Source organism: Lentilactobacillus fungorum, assembly GCF_016860605.1.
Classification (GTDB): Bacteria; Bacillota; Bacilli; order Lactobacillales; family Lactobacillaceae; genus Lentilactobacillus; species Lentilactobacillus fungorum.
In genome coordinates this window covers 174,094-195,643 of the sequence record NZ_BNJR01000010.1, presented here as the reverse complement: position 1 = coordinate 195,643, position 21,550 = coordinate 174,094, and the positions used below count along the sequence as shown (strand labels likewise).

The window sequence follows — 21,550 nt, the reverse complement described above, 5'->3', positions numbered from 1 at the left end:
CGGAAGTTTCTGCCTGGCGCAGCTGTCCTACAAACAGTGAGCGGAGCCAGGCGCTTAGAGACTGGAGCATAAGTCTCCTCAGACAGAAATTCCCGGGCTTGGAATTTTTGGCTGAGGTGCTTATGCGGAAGTTTCTGCTTTGCGCAGCTGTCCTCAGCAAAGCGCTTAGCTCTGCCCACCTCTATGCTTAGGAGGCAAAACATGACATCATTAAAATTAGAAAGAATCTATGATAAACCCCAAGATCTATCAGGCTACCGCATTTTAGTCGATCGTTTGTGGCCGCGAGGAATTTCGAAGGTCAATGCAAAACTGGACGAATGGGAAAAAGAAATTGCGCCGTCTAAAGAACTGCGTGCCTGGTTTGCCCATGATCCTGCGAAATTTTCGGCATTCAAGGAAAAATACGTCACCGAACTGGACACCAACCCTAAAACGGCGGATTTCGTGCAATTAATTGGTGATAAATTAAAAAATGATAACGTCATTCTCCTATATGGCGCCAAAGATCGAGAGAATAATCAAGCTGTTGTTTTAAAACAGTATTTAAACACTCATTTAGGCCAAGCTTGACGGATGTTAGCTAAGGTCAACTCTTTAGTGGTTGTGAAGTGAATCGCGGCCTCAGACAAAATCTTTGGATCCCCGACGCCAATCGACGTCATCTGGGCGGCGTTAATCGATTTTACACCAACCACCCCATCGTCGATTCCGACACACTGATCGGGGGCTAGATGCAGCATTTCAGCTGCTTTTAAGAATACGTCTGGCGCCGGCTTATTATGTTTAATCTTATTAATGTCAACAATTAAGGGAAAATCGGCCTGTAGCTGTAGTTTCTGGATTTCCTTGGGGGCGTTAGCAGAAGCGGAAGCAATAATCATTTGATAACCATTCGCCTTAAGTTCAGCCAAGAAGTCCAAAATGCCCGGCAGAATATCTTTAGGGCTCATCTTGTCTAGCATTGTTTGGTAAATGGCGTTCTTTTGATCTGCCAACTGCTGTTTCTCTGCTTTTGAATAGTGATTAAGTTGACCGCCAGCTGCCAAGATCACGTTTAACGAATCAAGCCGATCACGGCCTTTGATTTGTTCTTCCAGCCGCTTGCTCCAGCCGATTCCAAGTTGGCTGGCAATTTCTTGCCAGGACTTGCTGTGATACAGCCAAGAATCCGTAATAATGCCATTGAGGTCAAACAAGACCCCTTTGATCTGATCAAATTCAGCCATTCGCCCCATCTCCTTACTAAATTGAATATAACAAAAGGCTGAAAACAAAACAATTGCTTTGCTTCAGCCCAAGGTCACATTCAACTTACTTAATCGCGTTGAAGATCCACGTGATCCCGTACTTATCAACGATTTGGCCGTATTTATTGCCAGAAGATTTCTTTTCGTAAGTCACGATTACCTTCACTTCTTCTGATTCAACAACCCGCTTGTATAAAGCCTCTAGGTTGTCAGCAGCATCCGAATCATGAAGATCAACTTGTAACATTAGCGAGATTAGTGTTGAAATAACCGGTTTGCCCATGAAACTATCGGCACAGTTAATCTCTTGCCCCAATACTTTAAAGCTCGCCTTCAACGTTAAATCAGCCAAATTGACGTCTTCGTTAAGTGACATGGCTTCAGCTTGTTTTTCAGTTGGTGACACCCGAGTGACGTCCGTGACGCCGAATACGTCTTGGTAATATTTGAGAGCTTCTCTTGTGTCTTCAAAGGTTAGATATGGAATTAATTTAGTATTATTCATTCGGTTAGCAACCCTCATTTTAAGATATTATACAAAAGCTAGAATACCGTTAATTGCAACCGTTGTCAATGTTAACAAAGCGGTCCAGCCTTGATATGAAGCTTAATATGACTTTAATTAACAAACGGATTACCCAAAAGTGATACACTATTCACTAAATACAGTGGGAGGAATAAAATCGATGAAACTTGCGGTCACTATTTTTATCTTAAACGCCTTATATATTTCAATTAATACCTTCAGAACCATGCTCGTTGTCAAAGGCCACCAATTTTTAGCCCCGATTGTCGCCGTCTTTGAAGAGTTTATATATGTTATGGCGCTGGCAATCGCGCTGCAGCACATTGACAGCCCCCTCAACATCGCCGCTTATGCGATTGGATTTGGGGTCGGAATCTATATTGGCATCGTCATTGAGGATAAGATTGCTTTGGGTTACGTGAACTTTCAAGTAACCGTCCAAATTGACCCAACCAATCCCATTCACGCTCACAACGAGGAATTGGCTGAACGGCTGCGAGACCTCGGCTATGGGGTAACCGTCAGCCGGGCTCAGGGCCGTTCTGGTGCCCGGCTTGTCCTAAGCATTTTAGCGCCTCGAAAAGCTGATCGACGCCTTATGGAACAGATCCAAGAAATTTCACCAGATGCGTTTATCATGGTTCAAGAACCGGTTCAACTATCCGGTGGCTTTTGGAGCAAGGAAGTTGATCGCAGATATCATCATGTTAATCGGCATCAACCTTGATCATCGTCAAACAATCCCAACTGCTTTAGGTTCTGTTCGATATCATGAACGGATTCTTGGGTATCATGATGAGGAGCTTTTGAAGCTGTCTGCGCCGCTAATCGATCAGCATTCGGGTTTATCACCGTTGGCCGATCAGATTGCGGTGCTTTTGTTTTCATCTGATCCATTGTCCGATTCAACAGTTCGTCGACGTAAACATTCCCTTCGTTATCGGCGTGGCCCTTGGTCCAATGAAAAGTGATGTGAGAAAAATGGCGGAGCTTATCGGCAACTTGTTGCCAAAGTTCTTTATTTTCTAGTTTGCCGCCGCCACTTTTAGTCCAACCCCGGCGCTGCCAGCCTTTCAGCCAGCCTTTGGTCACGGCGTTTAAAACGTACTTGGAATCTAAAACCGCCGTGATGGGGTCGTCTTGTAAACCTTGCGCATTAAGATAATTTAAGGCTTGATAGAACGCCATAACTTCCATTCGATTATTTGTCGCTCCCCATTCGCCACCAGAATTGGCAATTCGCTTGTCGTGGTTAACGATTAAATACGCCCAAGCTGCCTTATCATTGGCTTTTACATGGCCGCCTTTTACATTGCCGTGATTTCTGGAGCCGCCGTCGGTGTATAAAACAATCTCCGCATCAGCTATGCCTGACTTAGCAGCAACTGGCCGCTTTTCGGCAGCCGGTTTTGATTGGCCATTCAAGTACTGCTTGGCTTCAGCTTGCGTTTTGAAGCTTTTAAACTTAGCTGCTGGGTAGCCCTTTACCTGCTTTTCGGTCACGTCCCAAGAGGTAAAAATGCCTGTTTGGCGGCCTTTTTTGACTGCGTAATATTTCATTATTGGAACTCCTAGTGTATAAATTTTTTATTAGGAAAATTACATTTATTGCCTTCTGTCCAAAAATCTAAGCCTGGGATTTCTGGTTCACCATTACTTGGCAGAGGACAGCTGCGCAAAGCAGAAAGCTGCACCTAAGCTCACTTGCCCAAAAATCCCAAGCCCTGGATTTTCGGTCAAGTCACCTTAGGCTCCGCTTTCTAACCGCTTTGCTCCACTCACTATTGTAGGACAGCTGCGCAAAGCAGAAGCTTGCACCTAAGCCATCTCGGCCAAAAATCCAAACCCGGGATTTCTGACCAAGATAACTTAGGCTCTAGCTTCTAACCGCTTTGCTCCGCTCACTACTTTAGGACAGCTGCGCCAGGCAGAAAGCTACACGTAAGCACCTCAGCCAAAAATCCCAAGCCCGGGGATTTCTGGCTGAGGAGACTTACGCTCCGCTTTCTAAACGCCTGGCTCCGCTCACTACTTATTAATAAATGTTTATAATCTATCTATCTGCTTTCCAATTAGATAAATCTATGCGAAAATAGATATAAAAGGGGGCAAAATTGATGACCCAAACAAAAGCCACATTGATCACGGTAACAGAGGCGAAAGCCCTCTTAAAAGACCGTTCCGATCAAATAAACGAACGTTTTCCACAATTGAAAAATAAAGGTAAGTATATTTTACCCGATTACCGCCTGACGCGTAAACGAGAAGCTTTCAAAATTCGTAAGCATACCTTTTTACAACGACACGCCCGCTCATACGTTGCCTTTGACTCAGAAAACGGCCAGACACTCTGGATGCACAACTTTTCCAGCTTGACCGAATCACTATTCTGGCTCGATACCGGCTTAAAGCCAACTGACACGGATACCAATACCTCCTACAAGCAGTGGAAGGTTATGCACGAAGAAGATATCAATACCCTCAAAGATATTTTGAAGGAACGCTCAAAAAAACGCAAGGAAGCCGCTGCCGCTCAAAAAGAAGCTGCTGCCCAAAAAGCGGTGGGACCCAAGAAGTCACCAGTATTAAAGAAAAAGTCCAAGAAGCTTTAAATCATTTGAGGAACATCCGTTACACCCAAAATGAGATCCGGTTAGAATTTGATCCATGATCACTTTCTAACCAGACCTCATTTTTACGTTTTCAGCTAGATTGCTGATTAAGTCGGCATCGAAAAAAACGTGATTAAAGAAATCCCAATTAACCCTAATGCAACAACGACGGCCAATACCGCACCCTTTCCCAATCGATGCCCCGTCAATTTGGCAATCACAAACCACAAGCCGACTAGGGCAACAATTGACAAGCCAATTGCCAGCATGCTAATAGCCTCCCTTGCGACACACATTTTAAGCGGCCTACATTCTCCAGTCGCCCAAATATTCCCTTAACTTAAGAATTAAAATGATTGTGGACTTTTTTAGGATCAGTGGCCACTAAAATCTGCCCATTGTGGATTGAATATAAAACCTCGGCCCGTTCATTTAACGCATTATAAAAATTATTTTGATTCATAATAATACAATTAGCCGGTTTACCAACTTCAATCCCATAGTGATCTAAAATATGCATGGCTTTGGCAGCATTAATGGTTACAAATTGATAAGCATTCATAATATCGTTGTAGCCCATTAGGTGACCAACGTGGATGCCCATTTCAACCGGGTCGAGCATATTACCATCCCCCATTGGGTACCACGGATCCTTGAGATCGTCTTCACCAAACGCCACGTTAATGCCATCTTCGGCCAATTCCTTGACCCGCGTCATTCCCCGCCGCTTGGGATAGGTATCAAAGCGGCCGCTCAAGTTCGTGTTAACCAGCGGATTAGCGATAAAGTTAATGTGCGATAATTTCAACAGCCTAAATAATTTATAAGTATACGCGTCGTTATAAGACCCCATTGCCGTGGTGTGGCTGGCCGTGACTTTGTCGCCCATGCCGCTTTCCAGTGCCAAAGTGGCTAAAGTTTCTAGGCTTCGTGACTGGGGGTCGTCAATTTCATCGCAATGAACATCGACTAACTTATCCTTTTGTTCTGCGAGTTTCATTAAGAATTGCAGGGAAGCCACCGCGTATTCACGGGTGAATTCAAAATGGGGAATGCCGCCAATAACATCGGCCCCTAACTCAGCAGCTTGCGTCATCAATTTCTTGCCGTTAGGAAATGAGAGAATCCCTTCTTGGGGGAAAGCCACTAGTTGAAGTTCAACTTGATCCTTGATTTCTTCTCTGACTTCAATTAAAGCTTTGAGGGCTGTCAGATTCGGATCCGTCACGTCTACGTGGCTTCTAATAAATTGAATGCCATTTGCCACTTGGCGTTTAATTGCCTTTTTAGCCCGTACCTTAACATCTGCCACCGTTAGGGTTTGCTTGCGTTCACCCCAAATCCGTATGCCATCAAATAAAGTCCCAGTCTGATTCCACTCTGGATCACCAGCCGTTTGCGTGGCATCCAGATGCACGTGGGGATCGACAAATGGTGGCAGCAGTAGCTTATCAGTGGCGTTGATGACCTTTTCATTGTCAGCCGCTTTAATTGTTGGCGCAATTTCAGCAAATTTGCCAGCTTCAATTCGAACATCTTTGGTTGTTTCGTCATTTTGAATATGAACATTTTTGATTAACATCAATTGGGTTCCTCACAATCATTATTTTCATCATTATTATAGCTTATTTTAGCCGATTCGTTGGGGCTTTTCAGATAGAATGTGAGATAATGAACGCAGATACTTCAATTCGAAAGGTTCTGATCCATTGGCACCTCGCTTAAGGCTTGCTTTGCCCCAGATTTTAACGCTAGGGTTCTTGAGCATTATTTTAATCGGCACGATTTTGCTGTCACTCCCGATTGCCAGCCGAACTGGCCACATGACCAGTTACATTAATGCGTTTTTCACTGCGACTTCGGCAACCTGCGTCACTGGGATGACCGTTGTCAATACGGCGATGCACTGGAGTGTGTTTGGAAAGATTGTTATCCTAATGCTGGTAGAAATCGGCGGCTTGGGCTTTATGACTTTTGCGGTTCTCTTATCCGTCTTTATGCGGCGAAAGGTCGACTTAACCACCCAATTATTGACCCAGCAATCTTTAAATTTACAATCGTTTGCCAATACGCGTAGTGTCGTTTCCCTAGTAGTTCGGCTTTCTTTGTCAATTCAGCTGCTGGGAACCCTGTTAATTTTTGTCGACTTTTATCCAAGATATGGGTTTGTCAAAGGATTAGGCTATAGTATTTTCCACTCAATCAGTGCGTTTTGTAATGCTGGTTTTGATCTATACAATAATAGTTTGGTGGGCTTTCAAGATGACCCATACTTGCTTTTTGTCCTTACCTGCTTAATTATCTCAGGGTCCCTGGGCTTTTTAGTTTGGAAAGACATTTTATTTTACCGGGAAGATCATTACTTAAGCCTACATACCAAATTAGCTCTAACCACTTATTTGGGGCTGATTGTGATCAGCTTTGTTGTTTTTATGCTGACGGAAGGAAACTTTGGCGGCCAAATTCACCTGAGCTTTTTTGACCGCCTGATGAACTCCTACTTTTTTGCGGTTACGCCGAGAACAGCCGGGTTTTACACGGTGCCGCTAACCCAAATTTCGCTTGGCGGCACCTTTTTTACCATGATTCTCATGCTGATTGGCGGCACGCCGGGATCAACGGCTGGCGGAATCAAAACCACCACCGTGGGAATCTTGTTAATCCGAGTTTGGGCAACGCTGCGCGGCAAACGCGATGCTACATTTTGGGGGCGTCGATTCAGTAATGACAATGTATCGCGGTCGCTTACTTTGGTCTTCTTAGTCGCCGTGGTCCTCTCGATCGCAACCTTAATCTTAACCTTTACTGAAACAGTTCCCAAAGCCGATGGCATTCAGTACATCCTCTTTGACGTCGTGTCAGCGTTTGGCACCACTGGATTTACGCTGGGCCTAATCGCCCACTTGAGCTTGATTGGTAAATTAATTTTTGCAGCCTTGATGTTCATGGGCAGAGTCGGGATCTTCACGGTAATGTATTCATTGCTCACCTCAAAGCGACCAGAAGACGCGTTTAGGTATCCAGAGGAAAATGTGATGATTGGTTAAGCGAGCTTTCGAGCTGGGCAGCCCAAGTCAGGCAAAGCTGGGTAATTCACCGCCTTCAAAATTGCCCCCACTGCCCTTTCAATCATGTTCCAAAAGAACTTACACGCCAGCTGGTTATGCCAGGACTATCAAAGAGCTGACTTTTAATCCATTAAAATAGCATTTAACAAGGAGCTTTCTCATGAAAAAGAACTACGCAGTCATTGGCCTCGGCCTCTTCGGCAGCAGTATCGTAAATACCTTACTCGCCCACAACCAAGAGGTCTTAGTCATCGATAAAGATGAAAACCGCGTCAATGAATTTCGCGACGTTGCAACCGAAGCAATTGTCGCTGATACGCAAAATGAATTGGCGTTAAAACAGCTTGGTATCGGCAACTTCGATAACGTATTCGTCGCAATTGGCACCGATTTGGAAGCTAGCATTATGACGACGATGATTTGTGAGGAATTGGGTGTCAAAAAGCTCATTTGTAAAGCTGAAAATGCCCGTCACGCTAAAGTATTAGAAAGACTGGGTGCCGATGAAGTCATCCAACCCGAGCGCGATATGGGAAACCGAATTGCTTTACACGTGATGGAACCCAGAATCTTAAACGATCTGCGGCTTCGTGGCAAATTGGCTGTCGTTGAATTCGAATTATCCAACCCTAAGTTCTTTAACAAGTCCTTACAAGAGCTCAACTTTACAAACCGTTATGGGATTCAAGTGATTGCCCTCTCCCACGCCGATACACCCGGCGCAGAAATTCCAAATTCAGCCACCGTCATTAAAAGCGGTGACGTCATCACCGTTATTGGTACCGAAAAGGACGTGGAGAAATTCGAAGATTTGGCGACCAAATAATTCGTTCGCTGTTGCCTTAGGGCAATTCCGCTTTCTAAACCTCTGGTGCCACTCACTATTTTTAGGACAGCTGCGCAAAGCAGGGATCTGCGTGTAAGCACCTTGGCGAAAGATTCCAAACCCGGGAATTTCTCCCAAAGGAGCCTTACACTCCGATCCCTAACCGCTTTGCTCCGCTCACTTTTTAGGACAGCTACACAAAGCAGAAACTTCCGCATAAAACATCTTGACCAAAATTCCAAGCCCGGGATTTCCGGCCAAGATGCCTTATGCTACAGTTTCTATGCGCTTTGCTCCGCTCACTCCCCGTCAAGTGCTGGCGGGGCCTTTTTTATAGAATGCGTGCTAAACTAGGGTCAATGACAATTCTAAAGTAGTCATGCCAGACAGAAAGCTACCCGTAAGCACCTCGAACAAAAACCCTAGGCCCGGGGATTTCTGCTCGAGGAGCCTTATACTACGGTTTCTAACCGTCTGGCTTCGCTCACTATTTTTAGGACAGCTACGCAAAGCAGAAGTCTGCGCGTAAGCACCTTTGCGAAAAATTCCAGACCCGCGAATTTCCCGCCAAGGAGCCTTACACTCCGACTTCTAACCGCTTTGCTTCGCTCACTTTACTTAGGACAGCTACGCAAAGCAGAAACTTCCGCATAAAACATCTTGGCCAAAAATCCAAGCCCGGGATTTCTGGCCAAGATGCCTTATGCTCCAGTTTCTAACCGCTTTGCTTCGCTCACTATATGAAAGGAGGAGCCAACATGGATCAGGTACTCTTGTTGACCATTATATTAGCAGCTGTCGTAGCTGCTAATATTTTAGCTCGACACGTGTCAGCAATTCCGCTACCATTTTTCCTGATTATTATTGGCGCATTGCTTGCAGGGCTACCCGTTTACAATGACTTTCATTTAGACCCGTCAACCTTTGCACTCGCTATTATTGCGCCCTTGCTGTTCAATGAAGCTCAAAACAGCTCACGATTTTGGATTGGCCGGTCAATTACCAACATCTTATCATTAGCAGTCGGCCTCGTTATTTTCAGTGTCCTAGTGATTGGGACTGGCCTACACGTTGCTTACGCCGTGCTGCCGCTCAGCCTATCATTCGCGTTATTAGCAATCGTGACGCCAACCGATGCTTCAGCCGTTAATTCGATTTTTGAAGCTAACCCAATTGCTGAAGAGCAAGCCGGCATCCTGCAGCACGAATCACTTTTTAACGACGCTGCCGGGATTGTGATCTTTGATATGTCACTAACCGCTTTTATTTCCGGCGCCTTTTCCCTCAATCAAGCCGTCATCCTCTTCTTATGGGAATTCTTAGGTGGCCTGTTGTTTGGGAGCCTGCTTGGTGTCTTAATTGTCAGCGTTCGCTTATTCTTAATTCGCTACAATGACGACACCCCACTCATCATGGTGTTGATTCAATTGCTAACGCCGTTTTTGGTTTATTTACTGGCTAAAAAATTACTCTTTTCAGGCATCTTAGCCGTGGTTGCCGCCGGTCTTGCTCAAGGGTCTGAACGCGACAAGTTGCGGCTAACTTCGTCTCGGATGCAAGTTGTCACCAGCAACGTCTGGGAAATTGTTTCTGGTTTGTTATCTGGGGTTGTCTTTGTACTTTTGGGATTATCGCTGCCAGAAGTCACCCAAGCAATGCACCAATCAGCCAATCCCAACTTTGCCATTTATAAATTAGTGTTAATTGGGATTTCAGTTTACCTGGTTAAAGGATTTATTCGCCTGCTCTGGGCCCGTTTCTTATTAAAACGCCGGGTTCGATCTAAAACTGAATGGCGCGATAGCTTGGTTCTGGCGTTAAGCGGTGCCAATGGAACCATTACTTTGTCGCTGGCGTTTTCGATGCCCAATACAATCAATGGCCAGCCGTTTGAATTTCGAGGCCCACTCATTTTCATCGCGGCCGTCATTATTTTGACCAGTTTGATTATGCCAACCATCTTTGTCCCAGCCCTCTTGCCAAGCCAAGACACCAATCAGCCAAGATACCGATGGGTTCGTCGAATGATCCAAGCAGGGATTAGTGACTTAGCCAAAGAAAAAGACCACCCGGCAGAAGCCCAAGTGGTCATTGATTCCCTTCAGCAGCAGTTAGTTCTTGACAGCACACCCAATATGCGTTTGCGCCGCCAACTCATGAGTGAAAGCCATCAAGTTGAACAACAAGCTATCCAGAAATTACACGAGGATGGCAAGATTACCGAAGACGAACTGACTTACTACAACAAATTTATTCAACTGAATAATTTTTCCGCTGATGAAAAAATCTGGAAAAACGTGCTGCTAAGAATTAGATTCAGCCTCCATATTGGCACATTGTATAAGGATCTCAATCGGGCTCAAGAAGCCTTCTTAACGGCACCGGTTGCCCTAGAAGAAGTCTATTGGCGAGAACAATTCAAAAAACACGACGAGGATATTTTGCCCATTGAACAAGTCGGCTTTGATGCCGTTATGGATTATTTGAAGACTAAGGACGGACAAAGCGGTGTGGAAGCCAACATGGTCAAACGATTCTATCGAACCAGGCATCGACGAATCCACGGCGAAGATGTCGATGGCGACATTGTCTATCAAATGTTTATGCGGGCATTTCACGCCGAGTACGAATTGATTCAAGATTCACTACAATCGGGCAAAATTGATTCGGCCCTGGCAGAAAAGTTGCAACGCCGAATTTCAACCGATGAAATGACTTATCTGGAGAATGTAGAGGCGTTTAGGGGCTAGTGTGCAGGGGCTAAGCAGTTAGAACTCCGAGAAGCATTAGGCTTGATCGCCTAGCATTTTTACTGAAACGCTTGTGTCTAAGCTTCTAATCGATGAATCACCAAGCCACTCGACAACCGATTCTTCACAAAAAGAGCTAACCAAGCAATATTTGGTAAGACCAGCAAAAATTATGAGTGGAGATTTGTCTATTTTCTTGAAACTTGAATGATGGGTTAACTACCACACCCTTAAGATTACGGAGACAAAAAAGTGAAAATAATTGAAGTAAAAGATCGAAATGAACGATTAATAAACCAGCTTCTAGCAGTGTGGGAAAGTTCCGTAAAGGCAAGCCATGCCTTTTTATCAACGGCCGAAATCCAAAGCATTAAGGAGTACGTCCCCCAGGCGTTAAAAGAAATTCCTCGGTTAATAATTGCCGAAAACGAAAATCAAATTCCAGTGGGATTCATGGGGATTGCGGATCGACATCTTGAAATGCTTTTTGTTATTGCTGAAGAAAGAGGGAATGGTGTCGGAAAAGCTTTGTTGCAACACGGAATTGAAAAATATTCAGTAAATGATTTAGCAGTTAATGAACAAAATCCGCTTGCTAAAGGATTTTATGAACATATGGGATTCAAAGTGTATAAACGCACCGAGCAAGACGAACAAGGTAATCCATATCCACTTCTGTATATGACCCGCTTTTGATTACGACTACAACAATTACAAAGCTCAACATAGAGCAGGTAATCAGATGTGCGTACCGCTGCAAAGTGTGCAATGACGGTATTGAATCTAGCCGTTCAAGCTTAGCAAGTTGTGGCTGGGACATGCTGATCTTAAGCCGCAAAGCCTTTCTGGGTAATCCCCTTTTGAATCCAGACAGTTATGAGCTACGATAACGTTTCGATCGTGACCATGTCCTGTGATGGGATCGCAGTCATGTCTTTTTTCAGTCCAGTCTTCATACAGTCGATGGCTCGTAACACCTCCTACTTATCGGTTTTGTTTTGCCACTTCGTATAATGTGAAAGTAAGACAAATCGCTTATCAGAAGACAACTAGGTTAAACTGTTAAGTTGTTATTCAATGCCAGGCTTAACTACTGAGTATTGTAAATCATTATATGAAGTTCTTAATCACTTCGGTATAAAGTTGAAAAGATGAAAATCACCGACCATCAACCAAAGATGGCCGGTGATTTTTTATAAACCAATCAACTTCCTTCTAGGAAGAACAAAAGGTCTTAATTGATCAACTCTTTTGTGATGGGTTAGCTCGTTAATTGGTTTCCATCCGAACCTTGATGGCTTTTCACATTGCATTAGGCGGATTTTGACTCGTTATGGCCTACTTGGGGGGCCGCTTATCGACCACAAGTCACCTACTTTTTAAATTTTAAACAATCTAAAAAAGCGGCTGATTCCGTTGAAAGATTGCTAACCAACCGACAACTAATTTAATTTTTGAGTCGTCTGTGAAATCCAAAAATAGTCATAACTGATCCGCGTTATCTCTGATTCAATCAGCAATAATTAACCCCCATTTAAAATCGCTTGTGACCAAGCTCAGGCGCTGTCGACGACACTTTTTGGCCTTACTAACAGCTCCGAATTCAGTTCTTTTAATCTGAAAACACCTGCCATAAAGTCCACTCAACCAGCTAATTTTTTAACGAGCTTTAGCGACTCGAAAAAATCGGTAGTTACCTGACTTCTTAGCTCAAAAAATAAAATCTTTTCGGTGTCCTGATACATATTTCTGACTTGTTTTTATCCTGCGATGTTGAATAGAAACGTAGCCTTAATGTTCTAACCCTTATATGCCCATATTGAGAAGCTTGTTCACCTGACTGCTACCAAGCAAGAGGTAGCAATGAGGCCACTACAAAAAGCTAAAAATGCTATTAAGCTTATTTCTGTTCTTTACTAATAATCTAAAAAATGTTGATAGTAGCTATACAATTTGCCAATCATGACACTAATATCACCAGTTATGACATGTTTGGTGCAAAGATGAAAGATAGAGATAACATGAATGATGTTATAAATATTTAAGTAATGTTTATAACATCGCTTTTAAAATACATGTGGAAAGCCGCAACATAGCATTTTCACGGAAAGGTTAGGTATCGCGATGAGAAAAGTAAAGGTTCGTAAAGCAGAGAAAGTCGACGCTACTGCCTGGTGGATCGTAGTTTAATTTCACACATAATAACATGGTGAGCTTATCGTAACGATGACCTCACCATGTGTGTTTTTAAGCATATGAAATGGAGATGATCTTATGAAATATATAAACCCACGAATAAAGCCCATTTACCCTCTATATCAACTAAACGATAAGCTTTTCCGAATCGGGGCACAACTTGGAATTACTGTCGAATTTGAAGATCCTGAAGGACAACTTTGGTCCTTAGCTTCGAAATTAACTGGTCAACCGATTGATAACGTAGTGGCGGAAATGAAGACAGAATTTCCGGAAATTAATGAAGAGGATATTGAGTATGGCCTTAACATATTAGATAAACAAGGTGTAATTGAAGAGGCACTACCCGAAAAGAGTACTAAAGAAAGATATGTTCCAAATATAGACTACTTTAGCAGATTTATAAATAGTGGTGGCAATCGATTTAGCATTCAAGAAAAAATTAATAATTCCAGCATTCTATTACTTGGTCTGGGCGGTGGCGGGTCAAATATATTGACATTACTCGCTGGCCTTGGTCCTAAAAAGATTACAATTGTTGATTATGATCGAGTTGAATTAGGAAATTTAGGTAGACAATTTTTGTATCGTGAAACGGATATCGGAAAATTAAAAACAGCAGTTGCGAAGAAAGCAATAAATGAAATGAACTCTGATATTGAAATTGAAGTTCATAATCAAAAAATAACAAGTCCTAATGATGTATTACAATATACAAATGGTATTGACCTAGTGATCTGTGCTATAGATGAGCCACCGTTTCTTAGCCATCGAATTGTTAATAAGGCAATTGTTAAGGCAAATATTCCCTGTGTTTTTGGTGCATCACAAGTAAGCAGAGGACGTGTTTACACCGTAATTCCAGGAGTAACTGGGTGCTTTGATTGTCTTAATTTAAACTTTTCCAAACATGATCCTAAATTTATTGAACAGTTTGTCGGTTTTAGGAATATTAATTTTAATCCACCCTCAATTGCCTATGGCCCAGGCATATTTCAGCTAACCGCCGAAATTGTTGATGAAGCCGTCAGAGTATTAACTGGATATGCACCTGCAAGAAGTCTCGGTACCCAATTTGAAATCAATTATGAAGACGGCTCGTCCTTTACACATACAACGTGGCCTCGATTCCCTAAAGAATGCCCAACATGCGGAAATGGCAATGAAAAGGATTGGGAAATTTTTAATTATTACAAAAACAAGGAAATAAGTTATGACTGACATTGTCGAGCTTAATCAAGTGGGGAGTCGCCAACTCAGAAATGGTGATTGGATTCTATTGACTGGAGCCAACCAACCAATAGTTGTTAATGACGCTACTAAAACCTCTCTTATGGCCTCTAAAATTGATCTTGATTTGTATGATACCGATTTCAAATTAACACTACAACAGAACGGATTTTTAAAAAACGTTAATCAGTTTAAAATAATCCCAGAACAGTTGACGACTATATGTATCCTTTGTAGGAAAACCTTGCTATATCTTGGAGTAATATCCAGTGTTGGAGTAATTTTTTTAATGTTCATTATAGGCATTCCGTTCGGAAATAAGCTAATATCCTCAAATATCCAGATCGCTGAAAACTTAATATTCATTGTTTTTGTCTCCATACTGACCACTATTCTCCATGAAATTATGCACATAATTTTTAGCCAAAATTTCGACAAGGTTAAATTAATTACATCGTTTAAAATGGCAACGGCTAAAGTCTCGTTATCTAACATTTGGATTTGGTCAAGACTAGGAAGAGTCTCAGCAGTTAGTGCAGGAATGATTCTTGACACACTTTTACTACTAATACTTAGTTACGCCCAGCTATTTGTGAATAATTGGATGCTTTCAGTAACTAGTTCGGTTCTACTGGTCAGAATTTTATGGCAATTTAGATTTCATAAAAGATGTGACGGCCAATTACTTGTAGCAATGCTCATAGACGATCCATTTTTAAATGAACGAATGATTGGTTCCACCCACACTTTTGGAACACAATTTTTAAAGGTTATTGGTCATTTAACCTCATTATTAATTTTGCTTGGATGGGGCATTCCATTTGTCTTGGCAATCTTTCTAAAGATCTGGTGATTAATTATATTTGGAGGTGTAACAAATGGTTACTAGCCTATCCACATACTCAATAAGTAAGAACTACAAACATGGCAGAATCAATGCTAATAAAAATATTACAGTAGATTTTAGTCCAGGGGAAATTACTGCGCTAACTGGACACAATGGTGCAGGGAAAACAACGCTGCTGAAACAAATAATGGGCGTGGTAAAACCAGACAGTGGGTCAATTACTTATAGAGGCATTTCATTCATCCGTGAGTCAAATAAGGCAAGAGAGTTAATTGCAATGATGCCACAGTTTCATGCTCCCTTAGTTGGAGTGACACTTAGACAAGCAATTGAAGCAGTGGGGAAAATCCGAGGTATTTCACATTTAGAAATGAATGAAAGTATTGACCAAATTGCCCATGATTTAAAAATTGAAAAATGGTTAAATATTCCAGGCCAAAAATTATCTGGAGGTCTACAAAGATTAACTTCTTTCGCAATGACGGTGGTAGCACCACCACCAATTTTACTTTTTGACGAACCCACTAATGACGTTGATCCTGTTAGGAGAATTATTGTATGGGAATATTTACGAAAACTAGCAAACAACGACCATATCATTGTAGTTGTGACACACAATCTATTCGAAGTGGAACGATACGCAGATCGATACATCCTTCTAAATGAAGGCAAAGTCACTCAAGATGAGCATACGAGCATTTTAAGAAAGGAGCTTCTTAGCTCATCTTTATTAAGTATTACTAGCAATAAGCCATTAGACGAAGCAAAAATTCCCGATAATTTAAATACCAACATTAAGGATGGTGCTTTGGAATACAGTATTCATTTAACGAATGATCAGATTCCTAAGGCTATTGAATGGTTACTTCAGGGAATTAAAAGCAATAAAATTACGCATTATAGTTTATCACCTTTCCCACTTGACATGCTTTATAGGGGGTTAACGGATGGTTAAAAAAATACACTCTACTACACTCAGCTTTGATCCACCAAATTACATACAGAGGTTTACTGGTGTGATTTGGTGGAGCCTAGTTCGTCACAAATACCTGTTGCCCACGTTTAGTCTGGTTGAAATAATTTTATCAATTGCAATTGTTTATGGGTTGGGCTTGTTTCTTCCATCGATAGGACCCCAAGAAGCAGTCTACTTATCTTCGGGAACAATTACAATTGGGATTATCGCTGTAGGGTGTGTGCTGGCTGCGCAAATAATTAGCACAGCAAAACAAGATGGTATTGTTAATTATCAAAAAACTTTACCGGTTAGTCGAGGTGAAATCATTATTGCAGATACCATTATTTGGGGGGTAGCGGCACTGCCGGGTATTGTAATGGGAGGGATAGCGGCCGTTATCAGATTTAAAATTCACCTATACATTTCCCCGACTAGTATCCTTGTAATTATTATTTCGCTGGCTACTATGATCCTGATTGGATTTTCATTAGCCTATTGGCTTCCCACAAACATTATGTCTTTAATAACTCAAGTAATCATGATTGGTGGACTTTTGTTTTCACCAATTACGTATCCTGCAAGTCGAATACCGGATCTTTTATATGCACTCTATCAGTTTCTCCCGTTTGTTCCCACGAGTGATTTGATACGAGCAACACTTTTCAAATCAAGCCAATTTTCATGGGCTGATATGTTCGTGGTGCTAAGCTGGGGACTGATTGGATATGGATTATCACTTAGTGCTTTGTCGCGAAAGGAGTAATTAATGGAACAGTTAAGACTTCAGAACCTCAAGAAATCCATTAATGGAGATTTGATAATTAATATTGAGGATATAGTAATTAATGAGCCAGGAATATATGGGATTATTGGTCCAAACGGTGCCGGGAAAACTACTTTACTGAAATGTATCTGTGGTCTATTAAGACCTGATGAAGGAGAAATATATATAGAGGAAACGCCTTTATCACCTGATACGCGCAGCAGAATATTAAAAAATATTGGCTCAGTCTTTGCCCAATCAGAATTTTTGCTCAATAGATCTGCATCAGAGGTCCTTGAAGAGCATTATTACTACTACGCATTAACACCTCCTCAATCTTGGGATAACTTGTTAAGTAAAGTTCATTTGCAAATTTCATATAAAATGAAATTAGGCGCTATGTCATTAGGCATGAGGCAAAAATTCTTATTAGCAGTTGCACTTTCACATCATCCCAAAATTCTTATTTTAGATGAGCCATTTAATGGATTAGATGTTGATACAGTTGAATCTATAACAAAAACGCTTATTAATTTTGCAAGGACTAATATTGTTATTGTTACCAGTCATGTGTTCGAAGACCTCGGAAACATGGTGTCCAGTATCGCAGTTATGAATAAAGGCTATATTGGGGGGTTCCAAAAGCCCTATCAAATAAATGGAAAGTTCTCAGACGGCATAAGAAAAATCTATAATGACCAAATTAAGAACCTGGATGAGCCGTTCTAAGTAAGGAGCCTTAACTATGAATTATTTCAATCATGAATTCAATGCTATGAAAAAAAAGATGCAGTCAATAATCCTTTACGCATTTTTTACTGAGTGTGTTTTTCTTTTCTTTTTTGCTGTTGTTGGCAAATTTGACGAATCGGACAGTGGAAGTTTGTTAACTAGATTTTCAGGGATTGTCAGCTTATCTGGAACTGTGACAATGTGTGTGGTTTCTGTTTATGGAGCTATTTGTGCTAGCAAGCTGATTGTTAATAACTATATTGGATTCGGTAAAAATGAAACCTTTCTTCTGCCGATAAATCGAAGTTCTTTGTTTTATACTAGATTAATTGCATTATCAGTAATAATAACGAGTGAAGAATTTTTAGGAGTATTAATTGCGAATATTGTTTTTATGACATCTAATATGTTTCTAAAACTAGTTGTTGGATCATTATTAGACTATTGGATTGCATGTATTCAAACACTAACCATCATTGTAAGTATGTCATTGGCTATAGTGTTACTGTCAGTCTTTATTGGACTCCAACGCTCATCGAAAGTTGCAACAGTAATTTCTAGTGTTGTATTTGTAGTTCTAGTGTCAAATATTACCGCAATACTGTCCATCACTACTGCTAACCTAATGATTATTTGTGCAATTTCGTTGTTACTAATTACTGGCTTTATTGGCAGAGTCTTTGGTAAACGAATTGAGAAAACTGATGCCGAATAATTCCTTTGTAAAAGCATTCAACGAGGAAACTATGAAGACCATGAGACTTATACAATTAACGGCTAGTACTCGGAAAACGTCACTTGTATGGCAACTACCAATAATTCTTTCATCTCAAGCAATATCTCAAATAATATTTTTGGGAATTTTCTGGATATTCAACAGAACAAATGATCAAATGAACTTTCAAAATAATTGGTTTGTTAAAGGAGAACTATTTTCAACAAGTGTTTCGTTAATTTTAGTTGTGTTATATTCTTATGTCATTGAGAAACGTAGTCTACATTCCTTAGGGATCACCAGAAAAGATATCGGTTCTGAAACTTATAAGGGACTAATAATCGGCTGTCTGCTTATTTGCGTAATTGTCGCCATCAATGTAGTTACTGGAAGTATTCAGTTAATCTGGGTTCCAAACATATCACTCTTGAATACATTAATTTATGGAATAGGCTTTATGATACAAGGATTAAGTGAAGAAGTAATTTTTCGAGGATATCTAATGATTGGACTTTGCACCAGATTTTCAATAAAAGTATCAATTGTATTGAGCTCGCTAATATTTACACTTGCTCATACTAGTAACGGTGGATCATCCATCGTGAGTATCACGAATCTTTTCTTATTTAGCATCGTATGTTCACTCATTGTTTACTCACATCAAAACATCTGGATAATTGCAAGCCTTCATGGTGCATGGAATTTTGTTATGGGCGTTGTATTTGGTAGCGAAATAAGTAATCTTTCCCTCCCATCATCGTTATTTCAATTTCAGTTAGTACCAACGCGGAGCATATTGAGTGGCGGCAACTTCGGAATAGAAGGCGGAATTATAACAACTGTAATTTTATTAACAACTTGTATTCTTCTGAATAACCTCATTAGTCACGAGTTAGTCACGAGCAACATTAAACAATGCAATGTCAACATGATAAGTAGCCCCTTCCGTCCACTGCTTATAAATGCCATGGTAATCATTAACGATAGTTTTTACATTATTGGTACCTAAACCGTCATATTGGCGGCTTTTTCTGGTGATTACTTCCTTTGGATCATAATAATTTGATATATCTATCAAGAGATTCTTGTGTAGCTGTTTGATAACGAGGGAAATGGATCGCCTTTTTCCAGCTGAGAGACGAGCAACTGCTTCCAATGAATTATCAATTAGATTTCCAATTAATATTGCGAAGATGTCATTTTCAATTTCAATATTGTGTGAAACAAATACTTTAATGTTGAACTGCGTATGATTTCTCTTCGCAATTTTACTCTTTTCGTTCAATATATAATTTAGGACAGGATCTTCAGAATACATAACTTGGTGTGTAGAAACACTATCAAGAGTCTTATTCAAATACTCTTTTGCTGAATCAATATCATTTTGATCAAGTAGTCCCAGAATGACCAAGAACCTATTTTTTAGATCATGTCTAATAGATTGAATCGTCTTCTGAGTTTTTTTTATTTCAGTAATGTACTTTCTTTCGGCTTTCAGAGCATTGTTCTGAAGAGTTATTTGATTAATTTTCCGCAAGTGACTTGTTAAGTTATTGTAAAGGTATAGGATACAAATATTCATGTATAGAATACCCAAAACGACAAATAGTTCAAAATAATTATTTTGAATGTTAATATTAAGCTTGGATAGTAAGAAGCTGAACAAAATCATAACTGAAATAATTGGAATAGAACTTAGTGTAAGTAGCGCAGGTATTGTTAATGATTGATAATAGGATTTGTTTTTAAAAAAAATAAGTTTTGCCCCTATAATCAGCAAAATTTCAACAATCATAGTAATTCCTGTTGTCATTATCTTAAATAAAAAGCTTGTAGGACCAAATTGTGGTGATAACAGGCTTTCAAATAGTGAAACGGACAAAGTTTCACAGATGAAGTCAATTGCTAAGAAGATAATGGTTAAAAAAATTGCTTCCTTCGCTGGAATATTATGATGTTTAGCAATTGTGACTATTAAACCAACAGTTACAATAATATTGATAACCGGCTCAACACTTTCAGGGACGAGACTCGTATTAAGCGCAATAATAATCATAAGTATACAAACAAATACTATAGTTTTAAGCTGAATCTTTAAATCAATAGATCCATCTAAAAAGAAAAAATTTAGTAAGAATACATAAATTATAAAGCTTGAAAGTCTGATTACGACGTCAACTATCATATTTCGTTCCTCAACTGGGTTATTATTTTATCTCGTGCCGAGTGTTTGAACTTTCGACTAATTGGGATTTCTTGTGATTGATCAGAAAAGGTTAGAATAACAAAATTGTTTCCAATTTCTTGAACATATCTAGGGTTGATAATGAATGAATTGTGTACTTGTACAAACGAATTATCCAACTTATTTAAAATCGTTGTGGTTGCCATGTTAGCTATTAAGTTTCCGGTGAGCGTATGGATAATCACCTGCCGTCGGCGCTTTTCGAAAAAAATAATATTATTTAACTTTAGATTGTACGAAATTCGATTAAACGTAAATGAAAAATGATTATCGTCAAGATTCAGATACTTAACGACTTTATCTAATACTGGAAACAGTGTGTTTGGACTAATGGGTTTGATAATATAATCAAAGGTCTGAACTTCAAATACCTCGGGCATGTATTGGCTGTAACTTGTTAAGAAAATAATTGGGACATTATAATTACTTTTTCTAATTAGTTTTGCGATATCAATGCCAGAGTGTTCAGGTAATTCAATATCTAAAATAAAAAAATCGTAATCAGTGCTTGCAAGACTTCTCATTAGTTTTTCCGAGGTCAGAAAAACATCACAATGAAATAAAGAACTATCATACTTTGTCAGTAAGTCCTCAACTTGTGATGTCATTTCCGGAATGTCATCACATATCGCAACTTTGATCATAATCCGTTATCCTCCTGTACACTCCAATACAATATCAGTATAATTATAATACCATTAATTTTTTATTTTTAAATTAAAAATCAGACAACGCTTTTTCAAGTTATCACAGATACCCAAGAATAATGGTTACTTATTGTTCAATAAATGCATTGGGTTCGAAAAGTTATGAGTGAAGGGAATTTAGCAGT

22 protein-coding genes are annotated in these 21,550 nt (G+C 40.4%); 14 read left to right on the top strand and 8 right to left on the bottom strand.

The window, feature by feature from the left end; genetic code table 11:
* Window positions 1-201 precede the first annotated feature (201 nt).
* The gene (locus YK48G_RS05195; protein ID WP_203629662.1) at window positions 202-573 is read left to right on the top strand and encodes a DUF488 domain-containing protein; all 372 of its coding nucleotides are present in this window, start codon (window positions 202-204) and stop codon (window positions 571-573) included.
* Here the strand turns inward: YK48G_RS05195 and pgmB are convergent.
* A complete protein-coding gene (gene pgmB / locus YK48G_RS05190; RefSeq protein WP_203629661.1) occupies window positions 555-1,229 on the bottom strand; it encodes a beta-phosphoglucomutase in 675 nt (224 codons plus the stop codon). The two genes, YK48G_RS05195 and pgmB, sit on opposite strands and share 19 nt — an antisense overlap.
* Window positions 1,230-1,314: 85 nt before the next feature.
* Window positions 1,315-1,755, bottom strand: coding sequence for a VOC family protein (locus YK48G_RS05185; RefSeq protein WP_203629660.1), 441 nt, complete (start codon window positions 1,753-1,755; stop codon window positions 1,315-1,317).
* Window positions 1,756-1,936: 181 nt separating this feature from the next.
* On the opposite strand from YK48G_RS05185, the gene YK48G_RS05180 reads away from it, so the two are divergent.
* A complete protein-coding gene (locus tag YK48G_RS05180) occupies window positions 1,937-2,503 on the top strand; it encodes a DUF2179 domain-containing protein (RefSeq protein WP_203629659.1) in 567 nt (188 codons plus the stop codon).
* Here YK48G_RS05180 and YK48G_RS05175 read toward each other — a convergent pair.
* Window positions 2,494-3,336: a ribonuclease H family protein gene (locus YK48G_RS05175; RefSeq protein ID WP_203629658.1), complete on the bottom strand. Its 843-nt coding sequence runs from the start codon at window positions 3,334-3,336 to the stop codon at window positions 2,494-2,496. The genes YK48G_RS05180 and YK48G_RS05175 overlap by 10 nt on opposite strands.
* A gap of 557 nt (window positions 3,337-3,893) precedes the next feature.
* Between YK48G_RS05175 and YK48G_RS05170 the strand changes: the two genes are divergently transcribed.
* Window positions 3,894-4,388 (top strand): hypothetical protein, encoded by a 495-nt coding sequence (locus YK48G_RS05170; RefSeq protein ID WP_203629657.1) that lies wholly within the window; start codon window positions 3,894-3,896, stop codon window positions 4,386-4,388.
* Between the two features lie 107 nt (window positions 4,389-4,495).
* Here YK48G_RS05170 and YK48G_RS05165 read toward each other — a convergent pair whose 3' ends face one another.
* Both YK48G_RS05165 and codA read right to left on the bottom strand, forming a co-directional pair.
* A complete protein-coding gene (locus YK48G_RS05165; RefSeq protein ID WP_203629656.1) occupies window positions 4,496-4,657 on the bottom strand; it encodes a hypothetical protein in 162 nt (53 codons plus the stop codon).
* Window positions 4,658-4,728: 71 nt separating this feature from the next.
* Window positions 4,729-5,970, bottom strand: a complete 1,242-nt coding sequence (gene codA, locus YK48G_RS05160; protein WP_203629655.1) for a cytosine deaminase — start codon at window positions 5,968-5,970, stop codon at window positions 4,729-4,731.
* A 127-nt stretch (window positions 5,971-6,097) separates the two neighbouring features.
* Between codA and YK48G_RS05155 the strand changes: the two genes are divergently transcribed.
* The 4 genes from YK48G_RS05155 to YK48G_RS05140 all read left to right on the top strand — a co-directional run bounded on the left by YK48G_RS05155 (window position 6,098) and on the right by YK48G_RS05140 (window position 11,728).
* The gene (locus YK48G_RS05155) at window positions 6,098-7,435 is read left to right on the top strand and encodes a TrkH family potassium uptake protein (protein ID WP_203629654.1); all 1,338 of its coding nucleotides are present in this window, start codon (window positions 6,098-6,100) and stop codon (window positions 7,433-7,435) included.
* Between the two features lie 181 nt (window positions 7,436-7,616).
* The gene (locus YK48G_RS05150) at window positions 7,617-8,282 is read left to right on the top strand and encodes a potassium channel family protein (protein WP_203629653.1); all 666 of its coding nucleotides are present in this window, start codon (window positions 7,617-7,619) and stop codon (window positions 8,280-8,282) included.
* Window positions 8,283-9,040: 758 nt separating this feature from the next.
* Window positions 9,041-11,032 (top strand): cation:proton antiporter, encoded by a 1,992-nt coding sequence (locus YK48G_RS05145; protein ID WP_203629652.1) that lies wholly within the window; start codon window positions 9,041-9,043, stop codon window positions 11,030-11,032.
* Between the two features lie 252 nt (window positions 11,033-11,284).
* Window positions 11,285-11,728: a GNAT family N-acetyltransferase gene (locus tag YK48G_RS05140; RefSeq protein WP_203629651.1), complete on the top strand. Its 444-nt coding sequence runs from the start codon at window positions 11,285-11,287 to the stop codon at window positions 11,726-11,728.
* Here the strand turns inward: YK48G_RS05140 and YK48G_RS13515 are convergent.
* Window positions 11,655-11,852, bottom strand: a complete 198-nt coding sequence (locus tag YK48G_RS13515; RefSeq protein WP_232365289.1) for a hypothetical protein — start codon at window positions 11,850-11,852, stop codon at window positions 11,655-11,657. The two genes, YK48G_RS05140 and YK48G_RS13515, sit on opposite strands and share 74 nt — an antisense overlap.
* A gap of 1,454 nt (window positions 11,853-13,306) precedes the next feature.
* Between YK48G_RS13515 and YK48G_RS05130 the strand changes: the two genes are divergently transcribed.
* Genes YK48G_RS05130 through YK48G_RS13665 form a run of 7 tightly spaced genes read left to right on the top strand, consistent with a single transcriptional unit; the run spans window position 13,307 to window position 19,482 of the window.
* On the top strand, window positions 13,307-14,449 hold the full coding sequence (locus YK48G_RS05130) for a ThiF family adenylyltransferase (RefSeq protein WP_203629650.1): 1,143 nt from the start codon (window positions 13,307-13,309) through the stop codon (window positions 14,447-14,449).
* Window positions 14,442-15,311 carry a hypothetical protein gene (locus YK48G_RS05125; protein ID WP_203629649.1) on the top strand — a complete coding sequence of 290 codons (870 nt, stop codon included), beginning with the start codon at window positions 14,442-14,444 and terminating at the stop codon, window positions 15,309-15,311. Before YK48G_RS05130 ends, YK48G_RS05125 begins: the two co-directional genes overlap by 8 nt.
* A 25-nt stretch (window positions 15,312-15,336) precedes the next feature.
* A complete protein-coding gene (locus tag YK48G_RS05120) occupies window positions 15,337-16,260 on the top strand; it encodes an ABC transporter ATP-binding protein (protein ID WP_203629648.1) in 924 nt (307 codons plus the stop codon).
* Complete coding sequence (locus YK48G_RS05115) at window positions 16,253-17,026, top strand: ABC transporter permease (RefSeq protein ID WP_203629647.1); 774 nt, start codon at window positions 16,253-16,255, stop codon at window positions 17,024-17,026. Before YK48G_RS05120 ends, YK48G_RS05115 begins: the two co-directional genes overlap by 8 nt.
* A gap of 3 nt (window positions 17,027-17,029) precedes the next feature.
* A complete protein-coding gene (locus tag YK48G_RS05110; RefSeq protein ID WP_203629646.1) occupies window positions 17,030-17,755 on the top strand; it encodes an ATP-binding cassette domain-containing protein in 726 nt (241 codons plus the stop codon).
* 16 nt (window positions 17,756-17,771) lie between these two features.
* On the top strand, window positions 17,772-18,473 hold the full coding sequence (locus tag YK48G_RS05105) for a hypothetical protein (protein ID WP_203629645.1): 702 nt from the start codon (window positions 17,772-17,774) through the stop codon (window positions 18,471-18,473).
* Window positions 18,463-19,482: a CPBP family intramembrane glutamic endopeptidase gene (locus tag YK48G_RS13665; protein ID WP_373300169.1), complete on the top strand. Its 1,020-nt coding sequence runs from the start codon at window positions 18,463-18,465 to the stop codon at window positions 19,480-19,482. The genes YK48G_RS05105 and YK48G_RS13665 overlap by 11 nt, the downstream gene beginning before the upstream one ends.
* On the opposite strand, the gene YK48G_RS05095 is transcribed toward YK48G_RS13665, so the two are convergent.
* Together YK48G_RS05095 and YK48G_RS05090 are read right to left on the bottom strand one after the other, a co-directional pair.
* A complete protein-coding gene (locus tag YK48G_RS05095; protein WP_203629643.1) occupies window positions 19,366-20,658 on the bottom strand; it encodes a sensor histidine kinase in 1,293 nt (430 codons plus the stop codon). The two genes, YK48G_RS13665 and YK48G_RS05095, sit on opposite strands and share 117 nt — an antisense overlap.
* Complete coding sequence (locus YK48G_RS05090; RefSeq protein WP_203629642.1) at window positions 20,655-21,362, bottom strand: LytR/AlgR family response regulator transcription factor; 708 nt, start codon at window positions 21,360-21,362, stop codon at window positions 20,655-20,657. Before YK48G_RS05090 ends, YK48G_RS05095 begins: the two co-directional genes overlap by 4 nt.
* Window positions 21,363-21,550: the final 188 nt, after the last annotated feature.

Coding starts and splice junctions, on each gene's coding strand:
- YK48G_RS05110 (WP_203629646.1), top strand. CDS start 17,030: ATGGAACAGTTAAGACTTCAGAACCTCAAGAAATCCATTAATGGAGAT.
- YK48G_RS05185 (WP_203629660.1), bottom strand. CDS start 1,755: ATGAATAATACTAAATTAATTCCATATCTAACCTTTGAAGACACAAGA.
- YK48G_RS13515 (WP_232365289.1), bottom strand. CDS start 11,852: ATGTCCCAGCCACAACTTGCTAAGCTTGAACGGCTAGATTCAATACCG.
- YK48G_RS05120 (WP_203629648.1), top strand. CDS start 15,337: ATGGTTACTAGCCTATCCACATACTCAATAAGTAAGAACTACAAACAT.
- YK48G_RS05175 (WP_203629658.1), bottom strand. CDS start 3,336: ATGAAATATTACGCAGTCAAAAAAGGCCGCCAAACAGGCATTTTTACC.
- YK48G_RS13665 (WP_373300169.1), top strand. CDS start 18,463: ATGCCGAATAATTCCTTTGTAAAAGCATTCAACGAGGAAACTATGAAG.
- YK48G_RS05095 (WP_203629643.1), bottom strand. CDS start 20,658: ATGATAGTTGACGTCGTAATCAGACTTTCAAGCTTTATAATTTATGTA.
- pgmB (WP_203629661.1), bottom strand. CDS start 1,229: ATGGCTGAATTTGATCAGATCAAAGGGGTCTTGTTTGACCTCAATGGC.
- YK48G_RS05105 (WP_203629645.1), top strand. CDS start 17,772: ATGAATTATTTCAATCATGAATTCAATGCTATGAAAAAAAAGATGCAG.
- YK48G_RS05195 (WP_203629662.1), top strand. CDS start 202: ATGACATCATTAAAATTAGAAAGAATCTATGATAAACCCCAAGATCTA.
- YK48G_RS05170 (WP_203629657.1), top strand. CDS start 3,894: ATGACCCAAACAAAAGCCACATTGATCACGGTAACAGAGGCGAAAGCC.
- codA (WP_203629655.1), bottom strand. CDS start 5,970: ATGTTAATCAAAAATGTTCATATTCAAAATGACGAAACAACCAAAGAT.
- YK48G_RS05180 (WP_203629659.1), top strand. CDS start 1,937: ATGAAACTTGCGGTCACTATTTTTATCTTAAACGCCTTATATATTTCA.
- YK48G_RS05145 (WP_203629652.1), top strand. CDS start 9,041: ATGGATCAGGTACTCTTGTTGACCATTATATTAGCAGCTGTCGTAGCT.
- YK48G_RS05125 (WP_203629649.1), top strand. CDS start 14,442: ATGACTGACATTGTCGAGCTTAATCAAGTGGGGAGTCGCCAACTCAGA.
- YK48G_RS05090 (WP_203629642.1), bottom strand. CDS start 21,362: ATGATCAAAGTTGCGATATGTGATGACATTCCGGAAATGACATCACAA.
- YK48G_RS05130 (WP_203629650.1), top strand. CDS start 13,307: ATGAAATATATAAACCCACGAATAAAGCCCATTTACCCTCTATATCAA.
- YK48G_RS05115 (WP_203629647.1), top strand. CDS start 16,253: ATGGTTAAAAAAATACACTCTACTACACTCAGCTTTGATCCACCAAAT.
- YK48G_RS05165 (WP_203629656.1), bottom strand. CDS start 4,657: ATGCTGGCAATTGGCTTGTCAATTGTTGCCCTAGTCGGCTTGTGGTTT.
- YK48G_RS05150 (WP_203629653.1), top strand. CDS start 7,617: ATGAAAAAGAACTACGCAGTCATTGGCCTCGGCCTCTTCGGCAGCAGT.